19 protein-coding genes are annotated in these 14036 nt (G+C 33.0%); 10 read left to right on the top strand and 9 right to left on the bottom strand.

All coding sequences use genetic code 11. The annotated features are described in order from the left end of the window. Positions 1–116 precede the first annotated feature (116 nt). Both Q0941_RS05995 and Q0941_RS05990 read left to right on the top strand, forming a co-directional pair. Positions 117–935, top strand: a complete 819-nt coding sequence (locus tag Q0941_RS05995; protein ID WP_299292194.1) for a sulfide-dependent adenosine diphosphate thiazole synthase — start codon at positions 117–119, stop codon at positions 933–935. Positions 936–957: 22 nt separating this feature from the next. Next, complete coding sequence (locus Q0941_RS05990; protein WP_299292193.1) at positions 958–1728, top strand: DUF6775 family putative metallopeptidase; 771 nt, start codon at positions 958–960, stop codon at positions 1726–1728. Here the strand turns inward: Q0941_RS05990 and Q0941_RS05985 are convergent. Next, the gene (locus Q0941_RS05985; protein ID WP_299292192.1) at positions 1708–2619 is read right to left on the bottom strand and encodes a lactate dehydrogenase; all 912 of its coding nucleotides are present in this window, start codon (positions 2617–2619) and stop codon (positions 1708–1710) included. The two genes, Q0941_RS05990 and Q0941_RS05985, sit on opposite strands and share 21 nt — an antisense overlap. A 30-nt stretch (positions 2620–2649) precedes the next feature. Further along, positions 2650–2985 (bottom strand): hypothetical protein, encoded by a 336-nt coding sequence (locus tag Q0941_RS05980; protein ID WP_299292191.1) that lies wholly within the window; start codon positions 2983–2985, stop codon positions 2650–2652. A 112-nt stretch (positions 2986–3097) separates the two neighbouring features. Here Q0941_RS05980 and Q0941_RS05975 point away from each other — a divergent pair, with 112 nt between their 5' ends. After that, on the top strand, positions 3098–3559 hold the full coding sequence (locus Q0941_RS05975) for a CBS domain-containing protein (protein ID WP_299292190.1): 462 nt from the start codon (positions 3098–3100) through the stop codon (positions 3557–3559). A gap of 44 nt (positions 3560–3603) precedes the next feature. Here Q0941_RS05975 and Q0941_RS05970 read toward each other — a convergent pair whose 3' ends face one another. Next, positions 3604–4044 carry a universal stress protein gene (locus Q0941_RS05970; RefSeq protein ID WP_299292379.1) on the bottom strand — a complete coding sequence of 147 codons (441 nt, stop codon included), beginning with the start codon at positions 4042–4044 and terminating at the stop codon, positions 3604–3606. Positions 4045–4172: 128 nt separating this feature from the next. Between Q0941_RS05970 and Q0941_RS05965 the strand changes: the two genes are divergently transcribed. Genes Q0941_RS05965 through Q0941_RS05950 form a run of 4 tightly spaced genes read left to right on the top strand, consistent with a single transcriptional unit; the run spans position 4173 to position 6075 of the window. Next, on the top strand, positions 4173–4304 hold the full coding sequence (locus Q0941_RS05965; protein ID WP_299292189.1) for a hypothetical protein: 132 nt from the start codon (positions 4173–4175) through the stop codon (positions 4302–4304). Between the two features lie 48 nt (positions 4305–4352). Then, the gene (trxB, locus tag Q0941_RS05960; RefSeq protein WP_299292188.1) at positions 4353–5357 is read left to right on the top strand and encodes a thioredoxin-disulfide reductase; all 1005 of its coding nucleotides are present in this window, start codon (positions 4353–4355) and stop codon (positions 5355–5357) included. Continuing rightward, positions 5354–5563, top strand: coding sequence for a hypothetical protein (locus Q0941_RS05955; RefSeq protein ID WP_299292187.1), 210 nt, complete (start codon positions 5354–5356; stop codon positions 5561–5563). Before trxB ends, Q0941_RS05955 begins: the two co-directional genes overlap by 4 nt. A 38-nt stretch (positions 5564–5601) precedes the next feature. Next, the gene (locus Q0941_RS05950) at positions 5602–6075 is read left to right on the top strand and encodes a hypothetical protein (RefSeq protein WP_299292186.1); all 474 of its coding nucleotides are present in this window, start codon (positions 5602–5604) and stop codon (positions 6073–6075) included. Here the strand turns inward: Q0941_RS05950 and Q0941_RS05945 are convergent, their stop codons facing one another. The 5 genes from Q0941_RS05945 to serB form a co-directional block, all read right to left on the bottom strand. Further along, positions 6076–7074: a cysteine synthase family protein gene (locus Q0941_RS05945; RefSeq protein ID WP_299292185.1), complete on the bottom strand. Its 999-nt coding sequence runs from the start codon at positions 7072–7074 to the stop codon at positions 6076–6078. Positions 7075–7082: 8 nt separating this feature from the next. Continuing rightward, positions 7083–7316, bottom strand: coding sequence for a sulfurtransferase TusA family protein (locus tag Q0941_RS05940; RefSeq protein ID WP_299292184.1), 234 nt, complete (start codon positions 7314–7316; stop codon positions 7083–7085). 67 nt (positions 7317–7383) lie between these two features. Then, the gene (locus Q0941_RS05935) at positions 7384–8298 is read right to left on the bottom strand and encodes a PHP domain-containing protein (protein WP_299292183.1); all 915 of its coding nucleotides are present in this window, start codon (positions 8296–8298) and stop codon (positions 7384–7386) included. Between the two features lie 47 nt (positions 8299–8345). Continuing rightward, positions 8346–9071 (bottom strand): coenzyme F420-0:L-glutamate ligase, encoded by a 726-nt coding sequence (cofE, locus tag Q0941_RS05930; protein WP_299292182.1) that lies wholly within the window; start codon positions 9069–9071, stop codon positions 8346–8348. Between the two features lie 33 nt (positions 9072–9104). After that, positions 9105–9755, bottom strand: coding sequence for a phosphoserine phosphatase SerB (gene serB / locus Q0941_RS05925; RefSeq protein ID WP_367277478.1), 651 nt, complete (start codon positions 9753–9755; stop codon positions 9105–9107). A 103-nt stretch (positions 9756–9858) separates the two neighbouring features. Here serB and Q0941_RS05920 point away from each other — a divergent pair, with 103 nt between their 5' ends. From Q0941_RS05920 to egtB, 3 genes are read left to right on the top strand one after another with little or no spacing between them, the layout of a single operon-like run. Next, positions 9859–10143, top strand: a complete 285-nt coding sequence (locus tag Q0941_RS05920) for a hypothetical protein (RefSeq protein ID WP_299292180.1) — start codon at positions 9859–9861, stop codon at positions 10141–10143. A gap of 48 nt (positions 10144–10191) precedes the next feature. After that, positions 10192–11634: a proline--tRNA ligase gene (gene proS, locus Q0941_RS05915; RefSeq protein ID WP_299292179.1), complete on the top strand. Its 1443-nt coding sequence runs from the start codon at positions 10192–10194 to the stop codon at positions 11632–11634. 49 nt (positions 11635–11683) lie between these two features. Beyond that, complete coding sequence (gene egtB / locus Q0941_RS05910) at positions 11684–12994, top strand: ergothioneine biosynthesis protein EgtB (protein WP_299292178.1); 1311 nt, start codon at positions 11684–11686, stop codon at positions 12992–12994. Here the strand turns inward: egtB and egtD are convergent. Then, complete coding sequence (gene egtD, locus Q0941_RS05905; RefSeq protein WP_299292177.1) at positions 12991–14013, bottom strand: L-histidine N(alpha)-methyltransferase; 1023 nt, start codon at positions 14011–14013, stop codon at positions 12991–12993. The two genes, egtB and egtD, sit on opposite strands and share 4 nt — an antisense overlap. Between the last annotated feature and the right edge of the window lie 23 nt (positions 14014–14036).

Below are 14036 nucleotides of genomic sequence, written 5' to 3'. Positions count from 1 at the left end.
AATTTTCAAGGAGATACAGAATTTTCCTGTATTTGTTACTAGCGTATTCATTAGTGCTACCTAATTTCAAAAATTCTTGTGGCAAAGTATTAATTGAAAAGAGCATGAAAGTACGCATGCAAGAAGCAAAAGTAGCAGAACAGTCTTCTAAAATTTTCACAGATGCACGTGAAGTTGAAATTACACGTGCAATTGCAAACGAATTTCATGACGTTTTAATTGATAGAGCAGAATCAGATGTAATCATTATTGGTGCAGGTCCTGCTGGATTAACTGCAAGTAGAGAATTATCCAACATGGGATTCAAAGTTCTCGTTATTGAACAAAATAACTATCTTGGAGGAGGTTATTGGCTTGGAGGTTACATGATGAATCCTGTAACTGTAAGAGAACCAGCACAAAAAATGTGGGATGAATTGGGAGTACCATACAAAAAAGTTCAAGATGGATTATACATGACGCCAGGACCTCATGCAGTTTCTAAATTAATTGCAGGGGCATGTGATGCAGGTGTTAAATTTTTACAACTAACAAAGTTTGACGATTTAGTTCTAAAAAATGGAAGAGTAGCAGGAATTGTTGTAAATTGGATGCCAGTTTCAGCATTACCTAGAAACATCACATGTGTTGATCCAGTTGCTTTTGAATCTAAAGTAATCATTGATGCATCTGGACATGATTCAGTTGCTGTAAAAAGACTTGTAGACCGAGGATTAGCAAAATGGAAAGGTATGGAACCAATGTTTGTAAATGATGGAGAAGAGCATGTCGTTCATAAAACTGGTGAAATTTATCCGGGATTAATTGCTGCAGGAATGTCAGTTACAGAAACTCATGGATTAGCTAGAATGGGACCAACATTTGGTTCAATGTTATTCTCAGGTAAAAGAGCAGCAGAGATTGCAGCTGAGAAGATCAAAGAGTTAGAAAGATAAACAATTAGGCACAATTACACGTGTGAAACTCAATAAAATTATCCTATATGATGAACCAACAGTTCCAGAAATAGAAATTACTCATCAAAAGAAGTTTTTAGAATCAATATTTGGTTTAGAAATTGAAATCAGAGATAATTTTTTTCAGAATTTACAAGATGAAGAATGTAGAAATATTGCAAGTAAACGAGTTTTTGAATTAAAAAAACCATTTCAGCAACACGACCCAACTCAAGATGAAATTGAAATAGAAAGATCAAACAAAGATATGACAGAAAATGATGAAGTTTTTCTTTATGACGGATATGAACTAGAGCAAATTGTTGCAGAATCAATTAAAGAACAAAATCTAGATACATTACACATAATTTTTACAAACAAACTTACTGCAACATTTTCTGAAGAAGATTTCAGATATCATGCAAGAGCATTGATTGGAACAAATCCTACAATAATTTCAACTACAGGAATTATTGAGGCACCTGCAAAGCCAAAACAATACTATATGGAGTTAATTGGAGATTTTTCTGAAGAAAGAATTAAGGAAATTAAAGAGAAATACAAAGGCCAATTTTTAGAATATCATGATAATCGACTTGGAAAAATAGTTGAAGGTTACTTGTTACAAGCAATATTTTATGTAGAAACAGGAAATGCATTTTGTGATAACAAAGACTGTAGATTGTTTAATGCACACTGGCAAAAAGATCTTTTTGAATCACAATTAAAAAATCCACAACTTTGTGAAAAACACAGTAAAGAATTAGAAAAATTACTCAGTACTAACAGATAATATTTGATGTCGAATCTTTGATGCAGATATTTTCAATAATTCAGATTCTTTCTCGTTAATTGGAATTGTAACAATTTCTGAAACTCCATTATTATTGATTTTTACAGGAATTCCCATTGTAATATCAGATTCACCATACTCATTTTCTAGCAAAATTGCGGCTGAAACAGTCATTTCTTGGGAGGCATAGATACAATTTATCACATCAAAGACATTTTTTGCAATACCAAACATAGACCTGCTCTTGTGATTTCTTAAAGCCTTCCAATAGTCTCTCACACTAGAAGTTATTTCATCTACATCATTTTCAGAAATTTTTGATAATAATGAATCTCCATTAATTGTGACTTTAGAAAAAATTGGAACCATAGAGTCACCATGCTCACCTAAAACAAATGCATCATTAATTGAAGATTGGGGAACAGAAAGTTTGTCAGAAACATGATAACGAAATCTACTGGAATCTAAACTAGATGCAATACCAATAACTTTGAATCGTGAAAATTGGGATTGTTTTTGAAAATAATATGTTAAAACATCCAGAGGATTTGAAACTACTAAAACAATTGCAGACGGACAGTATTTTTTTACATCACCAGCAATACTCTTTATCATTTTGACTTGTTCATCAATGTGTTCTGCTCTATCAGTAGTGTAGACACCCACACTTGCAGCAATAACTACAATTTTGGAATCTTTGATTTGGGAAATATCATCAGTTGCACTAATAGAAAATTTTGAGGAAGAAGGAATTGCACTTGCAATATCCAATGATTCACCAATTGCAATTTCTTTATCAGCATTGACAAACAATACATCATCTAAGGCATGTGAGACACACAAAAAGCCAATTGTTGAACCAACACGACCAGTTCCGATTATTGAAATCAAAAAAATCACTTTGAATGTAAAATACAAAAATTATTCCTTTTTGCGTATGCTCTCTCTTTGTCTCTTGTTTTCCTTAGTGGATAGTTCTGATTCTAATTTTCTACAAATCTCATCAGATATTTTGAGAAGATCCCATCCAGAATCATTGTAAATGAGGCTGTTTTTACCAGCATTAACAGTAGTTGTAACTTCATAAAACTTCCTAGAGCCTTCAGAATTTTGAGTTTTGATTGAAACTTTAGACTCAATTACATTGGGGAATACTTTTTGTAATTTTTCTAATGCCCCTCCAATTTTGGACATTAAAACTTCGTTTACAGGCTCATCTTTGGGTAAACCTATAATGTAAAGAGGAACATTTGGCATCAGTTACAAATAATTTTTTTGGATTAAAAACAACTACAATAATTACCAATCATGATTTTCAATTTTGGTATTCTTGAATCCACCTTATATTGAAAAATACGTATCGTTAGCAATGTCTGAAGCAAAATCCATAACAATTGCAGATGTAATGAGTAGGTCAGTAATTTCAATTGATTCATCAGCAACAATTAATGAAGCAGCAAAAATGATGGAAGATACAAAAGTTGGTTCACTTGTGATTATGGAAAATAATGAACCAATGGGAATTGTTACAGATAGAGATTTTGCAGTCAAAGTTGCAGCACATGCTTATCCCATTTCTTCACCAATTAAACAAATAATGTCTTCACCAGTTTTTGCAGTAGATCCTAAAGATTCTGTTAGAGTTGCAGCAGATGTAATGCATGAGAGAAAAGTAAGAAAATTACCAGTTCTAGAAGGCAAAGAAGTTGTGGGTATGATTACATCTACTGATCTAGTGAACATGTTATCAGTTTGTGTTGAAGAAGATATGAGAGACATGTATTTTCATTCAATAGCAAAAATCTACAAAGAATACAGTCCATACAATTAGAAATAGTAATAGCAATTATTGTGGGAATCTGGGAGGTTTATCACTTATTTAACAACCATAACTGGTTTTTTGGATTTATGTAACACATAGTTTGAAACACTTCCCAAGAAGATTTCTTGTGCAGCACCCCTACCTCTAGCACCAATAACAACAAGATCAATTTTGTTTTTAGAATTGTTTGTAAACTTAGCAATATCATAACCAGGATCACCAGCAAGTGCTTTTGCAGTTAATTGAATGCCTTTTTTAGCTGCTCTAATTTTGGCATCATTTAGAAATTTTTTTACTTCTTTCATGGAATTGAAATCAAGAAATCCAAGTGGGTGAATCGCATAAATTCCAGGCACAGATTTTACAGCAAGCGCAGTAATTGTCCCATGAGATTGTCTTGCAAGATGTATTGCCATATCCAAACCACGAATAGAATTTTTAGAACCATCTAATGGGACTAGTATTTTTTTGTTTTGATTACCACAATAGAATATTGTTTTAAAATAATTTTAAATGTCATATCGATTATCTAGACTGATATTCAATGATGATAATTTAGAAATCATAGCATATAATTGAGAAAAGATTTGTTTTTGTGGAAAATACGTATGTGAATCAAATCATGAATATAGAAGTTCTAAGTAAAGATGGCTCATCTACAATTCAAGAAGCAATAAAAAAATCAAGTGTTGGATCTGATTCAGAGATGAGAAAAATATGTGATCAGATTCTAATGAGAATGAAAAATGAATAATCCATAGGATATTCACTTAAATTAATGAATACTCATGAATGAAATATCATGATGGCAGCAGATGCAGGTGCAGCAGTTCTTGAAACAAATGACGACAGTCCAAAAATGCCAGATAAGAAGAAAACAAAATTTGACGTAGTAATCATTGGTGCAGGTCCATCAGGATATACTGCAGGAATTTATTGTGCTAGGGCAGGATACGATACTTTGATTTTATCAGGAATCTTACCTGGAGGACAGCTGGTTAACACTACTGAAGTTGAAAACTATCCAGGATTTGAAAATGGAATCATGGGTCCAGATTTGATGATAGATATGAGGAAGCAATGTCAAAGAATGGGTACAACAATTGTAGATGATGAGGCTGTAGATGTTGATTTTAGACGAAAACCACTCAAAGTTTTAACTGCCTCTGAAGAATACGAGGGTAGAACAATAATTATTGCAACTGGTGCAAACCCCAGAAAATTAGGATTAGAGGGTGAAGAAACGTTTGGAGGAAAAGGAGTTTCGTATTGTGCTACATGTGACGGTCCATTCTTTAGAAATCAAGAACTAATCGTAGTAGGTGGAGGAGATTCTGCTATTGAAGAAGCAACATTTCTTACAAAATTTGCAACCACAGTTCACCTTGTTCACAGAAGAAATGAGCTTCGTGCAAGTAAAATAATGCAAGATAGAGCATTAAACAATCCAAAAATTAAATTCCATTGGGACTCTGCAGTGACTGACATTAAAGGTGATCAAAAGATGCAACAAGCAGTGTTAAAGAATCTAAAAACAAATGAAGAATCAACTTTAGACGCAGGAGGATTGTTTGTGGCAATTGGTCATGAACCAAATACAAAATTATTCAAAAGCCAAATTGATTTAGATGAAGAAGGATACGTAGTCCTAAAAAATAAAACACATACCAATGTTGAAGGAGTTTTTGCAGCAGGAGATGTTCATGATAGAAGTTACAGACAAGCAATTACTGCAGCAGGTTATGGTTGTATGGCAGCAATTGATGTTGATAAATATCTAACAGAAAGTGCTGACAAGCAAGAATGAAAAATGCACAATGCAAAAAGTGTCTAAATAAATTCCAAGAAAAAGACATTTACACAATTCAACAATTTCAATATCGAAAGGAACCAAGTTATGATTGGTCAGTAAGTTATTTTAAAAAATTACAAATTGATGAATGGGATTCTTTTTGTGAAAATTGTATCAAAGAATATGCTGACGAATCAAAGATAATGTGGGAAAATAGATAGACATCTAACTCTTTATTCTAGTATACTGGGATGAATTCATGAGTGAGAACTCTGATGATCTTAAGAAATCAGCCAAAGAAAACAGTGACAAATTGGCAAAACTAGGCATGGAATTGGGAGAAATTCAGTTCAGCTACAGAATCGAGGAAAAATCAACTCAAGAATATTGGAATAAGAGAATAGAAGATTTCAAAAAATACAGTGACAAGGGTTTTGAATACTATAATCAAGTTTATGCACTAATGAAACTCGTTAACAAAGAGGAGGCACAAATGTTTCTTTTAAGAGCAAGTAAATTCAGACAAATGGGTTTAGAGTTAATTGAGATGATGGAGAAAATCAAAGAAAATCCAACAATTATGGATAAAAAAGACAAACAACAAAGTCAGTGGAGTAAAGAAATCAAAACAAGCATTACAGAACATAGTAACAAATGCTTGCGTCATGAAATGGATATGAATACTTCATTTAGAGAATTTTATGAGAAAAATCTCAAGAATATTTTAGAATAACTACAAAGAATATGCTAATTCAGACATATGTTGTGCTGAATTTGCTGCATTGTTAAATTCATCTTCAGTCATAACATTTTGTTCAGCGTAAACACTTTTGAATTTTCTACCATCATCAGCAAATATTCCAACAACGCATGCATCACCGTCAATAGGATATTTTTTCATACATGCATAAACTGCAGCAGAAGAAGGACTGATAAGTAATTGATCTTTTTCAAATACTTCCTTGACAACTGTAAAAGATTCTTTGTTATCAGCTGAAACCCAATCATCTACAACATTTTCACGTTTTAAGAATAGGTCAGGTTTTGCGGATTCTTCAAAATTCCTCCATCCTTGAATCAAATGGTTTTGTTGTGGTTGACATCCAATGATTTTCACATCAGGATTTTTCTCTTTAAGGTAAGTTCCAATTCCAGTAATTGTACCTCCAGTACCTACGCCAGTAAAGAAGTGAGTTACTTTTCCTTCTGTTTGTTTCCAAATTTCAGGGCCTGTTCCAACGTAATGGCCTTTGAAATTAGCCTCATTTGCATATTGATTAGGGGAATAATAGGTATCGGGACGGGATGATGCAATTGATGTTGCCAATGCAATGCTTTGATCTGTTCCAGCGCCAACTTTTGGACAAAGATCATCAGTAGTTTCAAAAACTTTTGCTCCAAGATTTCTTATGATTTCTTTAGTTTCGTTGCTTGCTTTTTCAGGAATAACAATTTCAACTTTGTATCCTAGTAAATTTGCAATTCCAGTTAGAGCTATTCCAGTATTTCCAGATGTTGGCTCAATAATGATACTTTTTCCTTTAGTGAGAATTCCACGTTCTTCTCCATCCTTAATCATCCAAAATGCTGCTCTATCTTTCACTGAACCAAATGGGTTATGGCCTTCTAGTTTTGCAAAATAATTGGCATTATCATGAGAAAGAGAATCAAGATTCACAAGGGGGGTATTCCCAACACGGTTCAAAACATCTGTATCAGTTACAGTGGTCATGATGTAGGTTATTTCACCTTTTTAATTTGGAATGTAATGGTGTTTCCGTCTTTTGACATGTCAAGTAATTCGTGACCTTGTCTTTGAACCCAACGAGAAATATCTTCTTCTGCTGCTGGATCATCTGCAGATACTGTTAATGTTTCACCAACTTGCATTCTTTCAATTTCAATTTTTGTTCTGAAAACAGGTTCAGGACAAAACAAGCCAGTTGCATCTAATTTTTTTTCAGATTCAGACATGATATACAGATCATAAAAAGCGATTTGTCATATTAAAATCTATTCGAGTTTAGCTTGACCTATTTTCTCACAATGCCATTTTGAACATAGTTGCAAGATTTCGTTCTTTCATGAAACCAGGATCTTGGTTTTGAATATTGATTTTGTAAGAAATTCTTTTCATCAAGTAAACAGCTGTTTTGTAAGACAATTCCCACATACGGCTATTTTGATTAGATTCATAAATTTGCAACAATAGGTTCAATAGCCATTTTGCGTTAGGATAATGTTTTTGAATATAGTCAATAAAATATTCTTTTGAGTTATTGATTTTGTATTGAAGATGATCAAGAGTTTCAGATTGTGTTGCATATCCAGTTTGAGTTATTTTGACATGACCCTGTTTCATTGCACGTAATACATCATCAAGATTACGTTCAGAGTCAATTACATTAACACATCTTCCCAAAGTAGATAACACATGAGAGTCACTACCAGACACCTGTATCATTTCATTATCTACTGCATATTGCTTTGCACGAGAATTAGAAAGAATATCTACATTGTTACTGTTGAAAATTTCCACCATATCACACTTTTTTGCATCATTTCTTAGGGCATCAAGAAGACTAAATGGATGAGGGGCAGATGAAACGCCACCTTGTTTTTTAACTTCATCTAAAACTTCATCAATTGAAATTCCAGCTGGAATTGATTCATGAATTCCATAAACTAAAACATGTGCTCCGGTATCAGTGGTGACTTCCTCTCCAGGAAAAACGTCAATATTTTTGAATTTTTCATGATCATTTTTGTATTCTAGTAATTGATGATAGCCATCTAATGTATTATGATTGGTTACAAAAATTGCATCCAATCCCAGACTGTATGATCGCTCTAATTGTTCTTGAATTAGCACATTACTATCATAGGGTGCCTCATGATCACCAAGATGAAAATTTGAAAATGAATTGTGACAGTGAAGTTCAGTTTTGAGTTGCATTGAAAAGAAAATTTCTTCTATAGATTATAATTCTATGCCATCGTTTGTCATCTAAAAAGATCTTCATTTTCAGAACGAATTATTTTTTCGATCCCATGATCTTCAAAATCAAAAGAATAGCCACGAATGATAACAAATGGGCATTTAGTAGTTTTTTTCATTACTAATTCAGCTGCAGCACATAATTCATCAGAAACAGCAATTTCAGTTACACGAAGAATCTTTTGAAAAGAGTCCAAAGTACCTTCATAGTCTAGGAGAGGCGCCATTCCAGAAATCCCAATTGCACAATTTGTCTGACCCATTCTAAATGGTCTACCAAAAGTATCAGAAATCAAAACGGCAATATTTTTTTGAGATGAATCTTTTACAGATTTTCGAATATTTTCTGCCGATTTATCTGAATTAATTGGAAGTAAAGTGGCAAAACCTTCAGCCATATTACTTTCATCAACTCCTGCATTTGCACAAACAAAGCCATGATTTGTTTCTACAATGATTATGCCATTATTCATGCGAACAATTCTTTTTGTTTCAGATAAAACCAATTCTACAATTCTAGGATCTTTTTTGTATTGAGATGCAATTCCTTCTGCTAACAATGAAGGGGAAACAGATGATAAAGTAACAATCCTGCCTTCATTTTTTGAGATAATTTTTTGAGCCACTACAATAATATCTCCATCTTCAATTGATGTAGCATTCAATAGTAAATCAGACAGATTATCTGATGAATCTATCTCTTTTTTAATATGAACTGGAATGATTTGCAATGAAGAATGTTGGATAGATGCTCTAAAAATTGTTTATGCAGGAGTCGTGGTTTCTAATTCTAATTTGAAATGTTTGTTGATGATATCAAGTATCTTTGATAGGTTTTTTTCTTCTAATGTAGTAGTTGCTAAATCTTTAACCAAATCTTGTGCTCTATAGGCAATTCCTAATCCACAAATATCAAACAATTTTACATCATTTGCTCCATCTACCACGCAAACAATGTCTTCTTTTTGTTCTCCCCACTCTGCAATTTTGATTTTTGCAGATTTTGATTTATCAGAATCTACATTGATTTTTACGCCATCTAATTTTCCATCTTTGAACAATAATTCATTACAATATACATAATCCAAGCCTAATTCTTTTTGTAATCTTGCCATCATCAAAGTAAATCCACCAGATACAGCCATTAATTTCCAGCCAGCGGCCTTGAGAACTCTGCATGCTTCTTTTGCTCCAGTCATAATTGGTAATGCATCAGAAACTTCCTGACATGTTTTTTCATCTAGTCCTTTTAATGCAGCAACTCTAGTTCGTAAGCCCTCTTCCCAATTGATTTTTCCTTGAATTCCTTGTTTTGTGATTTCCCAAATTTCATCCTGTTTGTTGAGTTTTTCAGCAAGAATAGGAAGGTATTCTTCATCATACAAAACACCCTCAACATCAAAAATTACAAGCAATTGATTTCTGATTTGCAAAAAAATTGCTAATTATATTAAAGTTTAAACTTTTTTGAGATCGAAAAAACGTTAGTAATAAATCACAGAGTATTAGTGAGAAGATATGGATGAACTAGAACACAAATACGAAGTAGAAATCAAAGAAAGAGAAGGAAGACAGAAGCTACCTCAAGAAATCAAAGACGAATTAAAAGCATCAGGAATGATGGATGATAAAGGAAAACTAAAGTTGAAGGGTGTTAGTCCAAAAATGCTCAAAAGAATGAAGCAAGAATATGTCGAATGTCCAGTACTAGAAGGAGATACTCATTTTATCCAGTGTTTCGTATGTCCTAATTTTCAAAGTAGAGTAACTGGAAAAGTACTCTGTAAAGGCGACAAACTTTAGAACAATCCACGAAAGGCTCATTAGTTAATTATTTCTTGTAATGCTAGTTTGAGCAAAGAAGATGTCGGTATTACAGTATCTAAAAATGACGATTTTAGCGAATGGTATACTCAAGTAGTTCTCAAAGCAAAACTTGCAGACTATGCACCTGTAAAAGGATTGATTGTTTTAAGACCAGATGGTTTTTCCATATGGGAATCATTACAGAGAACATTTGATGCAAAATTTGCAAAAAATGGAATTAGAAATGGATTTTTGCCTGTATTAATTCCGGAATCACTCTTAGGAAAAGAACAGAAGCATTTTGCAGGTTTTAATCCAGAAGTATTCTGGGTAACACATTCAGGAACAAACGAAATTGGGGACAGACTAGCTTTACGACCAACATCTGAAACATTAGCATACACATTATATTCAAAATGGATTCAAAGTTGGAGAGACCTCCCACTAAAGATCAATTTTTGGAATACAGCATTAAGAGCTGAAATAAAGGCTACAAAACCATTTTTGAGAACTTCAGAATTTTTGTGGCAAGAAGGCCACACAGTCCACATTACACAAGAAGAAGCTGAAAAAGAAGTAATGAAAATTTTAGAAATTTACAAAAACACAGTAGAAGAAGAATTAGCTATTCCAGTAACAACTGGAAAAAAGAGTGAGAAAGAAAAGTTTGTCGGAGCTGTATATACAACTACCATGGAATCAATTATGCCAGATGGAAAAGCACTACAAATGGGAACATCTCATTTTCTAGGTCAGAATTTCTCAAAACCATTTGAAGTTAAATTTGCAGATAAAGATAATGTAGAACATTTTGCCTGGCAAACTTCATGGGGTGTTTCATGGAGATTAATCGGTGCAATGATCATGACACATGGAGATGATCAAGGTTTAGTTTTACCACCTAAAGTTGCACCTATTCAAATTGTAATTGTTCCAATTTATAGAAATGATGAAGGAAGAGACAAAGTTATTCCAAAAGTAGAGGAAATTCAAAATAAATTAACTGAGATGAATTTCAGAGTTCATGTTGATGACAGAACAGGTATGTCACCAGGTTACAAATTCAATGACTGGGAAATGAAAGGAGTTCCAATCAGAATTGAATTGGGACCAAAAGATATTGAAAAAGAAAGTATTGTTGTTGCAAAAAGATACAATAGTGAAAAAATCAATTTAGGATTTAGTGAGATTGGAAAGATTTCTGAAATTCTTGACCAAATTCAAGGACTGATGTTAGAAAAAGCTAGAGAAGAATCCAAAAAGAATACAAAAGAAATCTCTGATTATTCAGAATTTAAATCCAAGATAGAAGATGGGGGTTTCTTCAAAGCTCCATGGTGTGGAGAATTAAAGTGTGAAGAAAAAGTCAAAGAAGAAACTGGAGCTGACATCAGAGTCATTCCATTTGGAAGTGAAGATACTAGCAAAAAATGCATATGCTGTCCAGAACAAAGTACTTGTGTTCCAATTTTTGCAAGAGGATACTAGGAAAAATCAACAGCAAACATAATTAATGTAAAAAATTCAATTTTGAGTATTGACCACGAATCCTGAATTAGAGCAAAGAAAACCGCTTGTAGAATTATTTAGAGAAACAAGAAACAGGACTTTAGAATTAGTAAAAACATTAGAAAAAGATGATTTTGTTGTTCAAACAGCCTTTTTCATGAGTCCACCAAAGTGGCATATTGGCCATGTCAGTTGGATTTACGAAGCAATAATGAGTAAATTAGATAAAAATTATGAATTCTATTCTAAAGAATTTTCAGAATATCTTAATTCATACTATCAACAATTTGGAGTTCCGCACGATAAGGGTCTCAGAGGAGTCACATCACGCCCAACAGTTGATCAAATTTTTCAATATTTCAACACAATTAATCAAAGAGTAGAAAAATTCATTGAAAGTCAAGAACTCTCAAAAGATGCAATTAGATTAATTACAATGGGATTTCATCATGAATGCCAACATCAAGAGTTACTAGTTTATGATCTACAACATTTACTTGCAGAACAATACAATCCCGTAAGAAAAAATCAAATCAGAAAACAAGAGACAATTCAAAAAAGATCAGTAGAAATCAATGGAGGTCTTTACACTATGGGATACAACGGAGAAGATTATTGTTATGATATTGAACTGCCAGAACACAAAGTGTATCTTAATGATTACAAATTAGATGTCTATCCTGTAACAAATGAGCAATATCTAGAATTTATTGAAGATGGCGGATATGAGACATACAAGTATTGGTTATCAGATGGTTGGGAGAAGGTAAAAGCCAACAGCTGGAAAGCACCAATGTACTGGGAGAAAATTAACGGAGAATGGCACGTTAGAGACTTTTTAGGAATTAGAAAAATCAATCCAAATGAACCGGTATGCCATGTTAGTTTCTATGAAGCAGATGCTTATTGTAAATGGGCAGGTAAAAGACTCCCAACAGAAGCAGAATGGGAAAAAGCTGCATGTTGGAATGAAGAAAAACAAGAAAAAACAATTTTTCCGTGGGGAAATGATGAGCCAACCTCTGAAAGATGTAATCTTTTAGAATCATATCAGTGGGGATGTTCAGAAATTGGAGCATATCCAAATAGTACAAGTCCATCAGGATGTCAACAAATGATTGGAGATGTTTGGGAATGGACATCATCAGAATTTACAGGATACCCAGGATACAAATCTGGATTTGATGAATATAATGACAAGTGGTTTACCAATCAAAAAGTTCTCAGAGGAGGCTCATTTGGAACACCTGAAATGTCAATCAGGGGAAGTTACAGGAATTTCTTCAGATTAGATGAAAGATGGCTATTTTCAGGCTTTAGATGTGCTGAAAATAATTAATTTTTTGAAACCAAAGTTAATGAAAAATGCTTTTTGTCATCTAGCCAAGTATGTTTCAACTCAAAACCAACATCATCAAGTAAATCATGAATTTGAGATAAGCGATACTTGTGAGAATATTCAGTGTGAATTAATTCATCTTGTTTTAATTTTAGAACAAGATTAGATTTTGAAATAACAACAGATTGTTCAGATAATGATTTCAAATACATTTCAATTCTTTGATCATTTTCGTTATACAATGAGTGGTGCTCAAAGTTTTTCAAATTAAAATCAGCATCAAGCTCATCATTAATTCTAGATAAAACATTAAGATTGAATTTAGCAGTAATTCCCTGTGAATCATCATATGCAGATTCCAAAATTGTGGTATCTTTTACCAAATCTAGTCCAATTAAAAATAAATCACCAGTTTTCATTGTAGAGTAAACAGTTTCTAAGAATTTGTAGCCGTCAACAGGTGAAAAGTTGCCAAAACTAGAACCAAGAAAAATTATCAGATTTTTCTTAGCATCGTAAGTTTTTAGAAATTCTAATCCACCTTCATAAGTATCGATTATGCCAGTTATTGTAAGATTTTTGTAATTCTGAAGTAATTGTTCAGAACTTTCTGCAAGGATTTCAGAGATATCAATTGGAAAGTATTCAACTCTATCTTGTAGTTTAGAAAATACATCAAGCAATAATCTTGTTTTCACTGCAGAACCACTACCCAATTCCACTAAACGGTATTCGTCGTCTAAAAATTCTGACAACTGAGATTGGAGTTTTCTGAGAATCGATTCCTCTGTTCTAGTAGGATAATATTCAGGAAGAGAGCAAATTTGCTCAAATAATTCAGAACCTTTCTTATCATAGAAAAATTTTGGATGAATGAATTTTGAATTTCTATTCAGGCTGGAATATACCTCTTCAGCAAAGGATTTTTCAATTTTAGTTGCATGAGGCTTGAAATATTGAAGCCTATTGTCAACTACAAATTTTTTGTAATCTTGATTTTTCTGAACAGAGTCATTCAAAGTATTAAGATCAAATCTAGTTT

This window comes from Candidatus Nitrosopumilus sp., from assembly GCF_028278985.1.
In the GTDB taxonomy this organism is placed as follows: domain Archaea; phylum Thermoproteota; class Nitrososphaeria; order Nitrososphaerales; family Nitrosopumilaceae; genus Nitrosopumilus.
Note: the sequence above shows the minus strand (reverse complement) of the source record. Positions and strands in the feature narration are given on the sequence as shown.

What these genes read in the sequence shown, in the direction of transcription:
- Q0941_RS05935 (WP_299292183.1), bottom strand. Translation starts at nt 8,298, where the DNA reads ATGCAACTCAAAACTGAACTTCACTGTCACAATTCATTTTCAAATTTT.
- Q0941_RS05950 (WP_299292186.1), top strand. Translation starts at nt 5,602, where the DNA reads ATGAGTGAGAACTCTGATGATCTTAAGAAATCAGCCAAAGAAAACAGT.
- Q0941_RS05920 (WP_299292180.1), top strand. Translation starts at nt 9,859, where the DNA reads ATGGATGAACTAGAACACAAATACGAAGTAGAAATCAAAGAAAGAGAA.
- trxB (WP_299292188.1), top strand. Translation starts at nt 4,353, where the DNA reads ATGATGGCAGCAGATGCAGGTGCAGCAGTTCTTGAAACAAATGACGAC.
- Q0941_RS05980 (WP_299292191.1), bottom strand. Translation starts at nt 2,985, where the DNA reads ATGCCAAATGTTCCTCTTTACATTATAGGTTTACCCAAAGATGAGCCT.
- Q0941_RS05940 (WP_299292184.1), bottom strand. Translation starts at nt 7,316, where the DNA reads ATGTCTGAATCTGAAAAAAAATTAGATGCAACTGGCTTGTTTTGTCCT.
- Q0941_RS05975 (WP_299292190.1), top strand. Translation starts at nt 3,098, where the DNA reads ATGTCTGAAGCAAAATCCATAACAATTGCAGATGTAATGAGTAGGTCA.
- Q0941_RS05955 (WP_299292187.1), top strand. Translation starts at nt 5,354, where the DNA reads ATGAAAAATGCACAATGCAAAAAGTGTCTAAATAAATTCCAAGAAAAA.
- Q0941_RS05965 (WP_299292189.1), top strand. Translation starts at nt 4,173, where the DNA reads ATGAATATAGAAGTTCTAAGTAAAGATGGCTCATCTACAATTCAAGAA.
- Q0941_RS05995 (WP_299292194.1), top strand. Translation starts at nt 117, where the DNA reads ATGCAAGAAGCAAAAGTAGCAGAACAGTCTTCTAAAATTTTCACAGAT.
- Q0941_RS05945 (WP_299292185.1), bottom strand. Translation starts at nt 7,074, where the DNA reads ATGACCACTGTAACTGATACAGATGTTTTGAACCGTGTTGGGAATACC.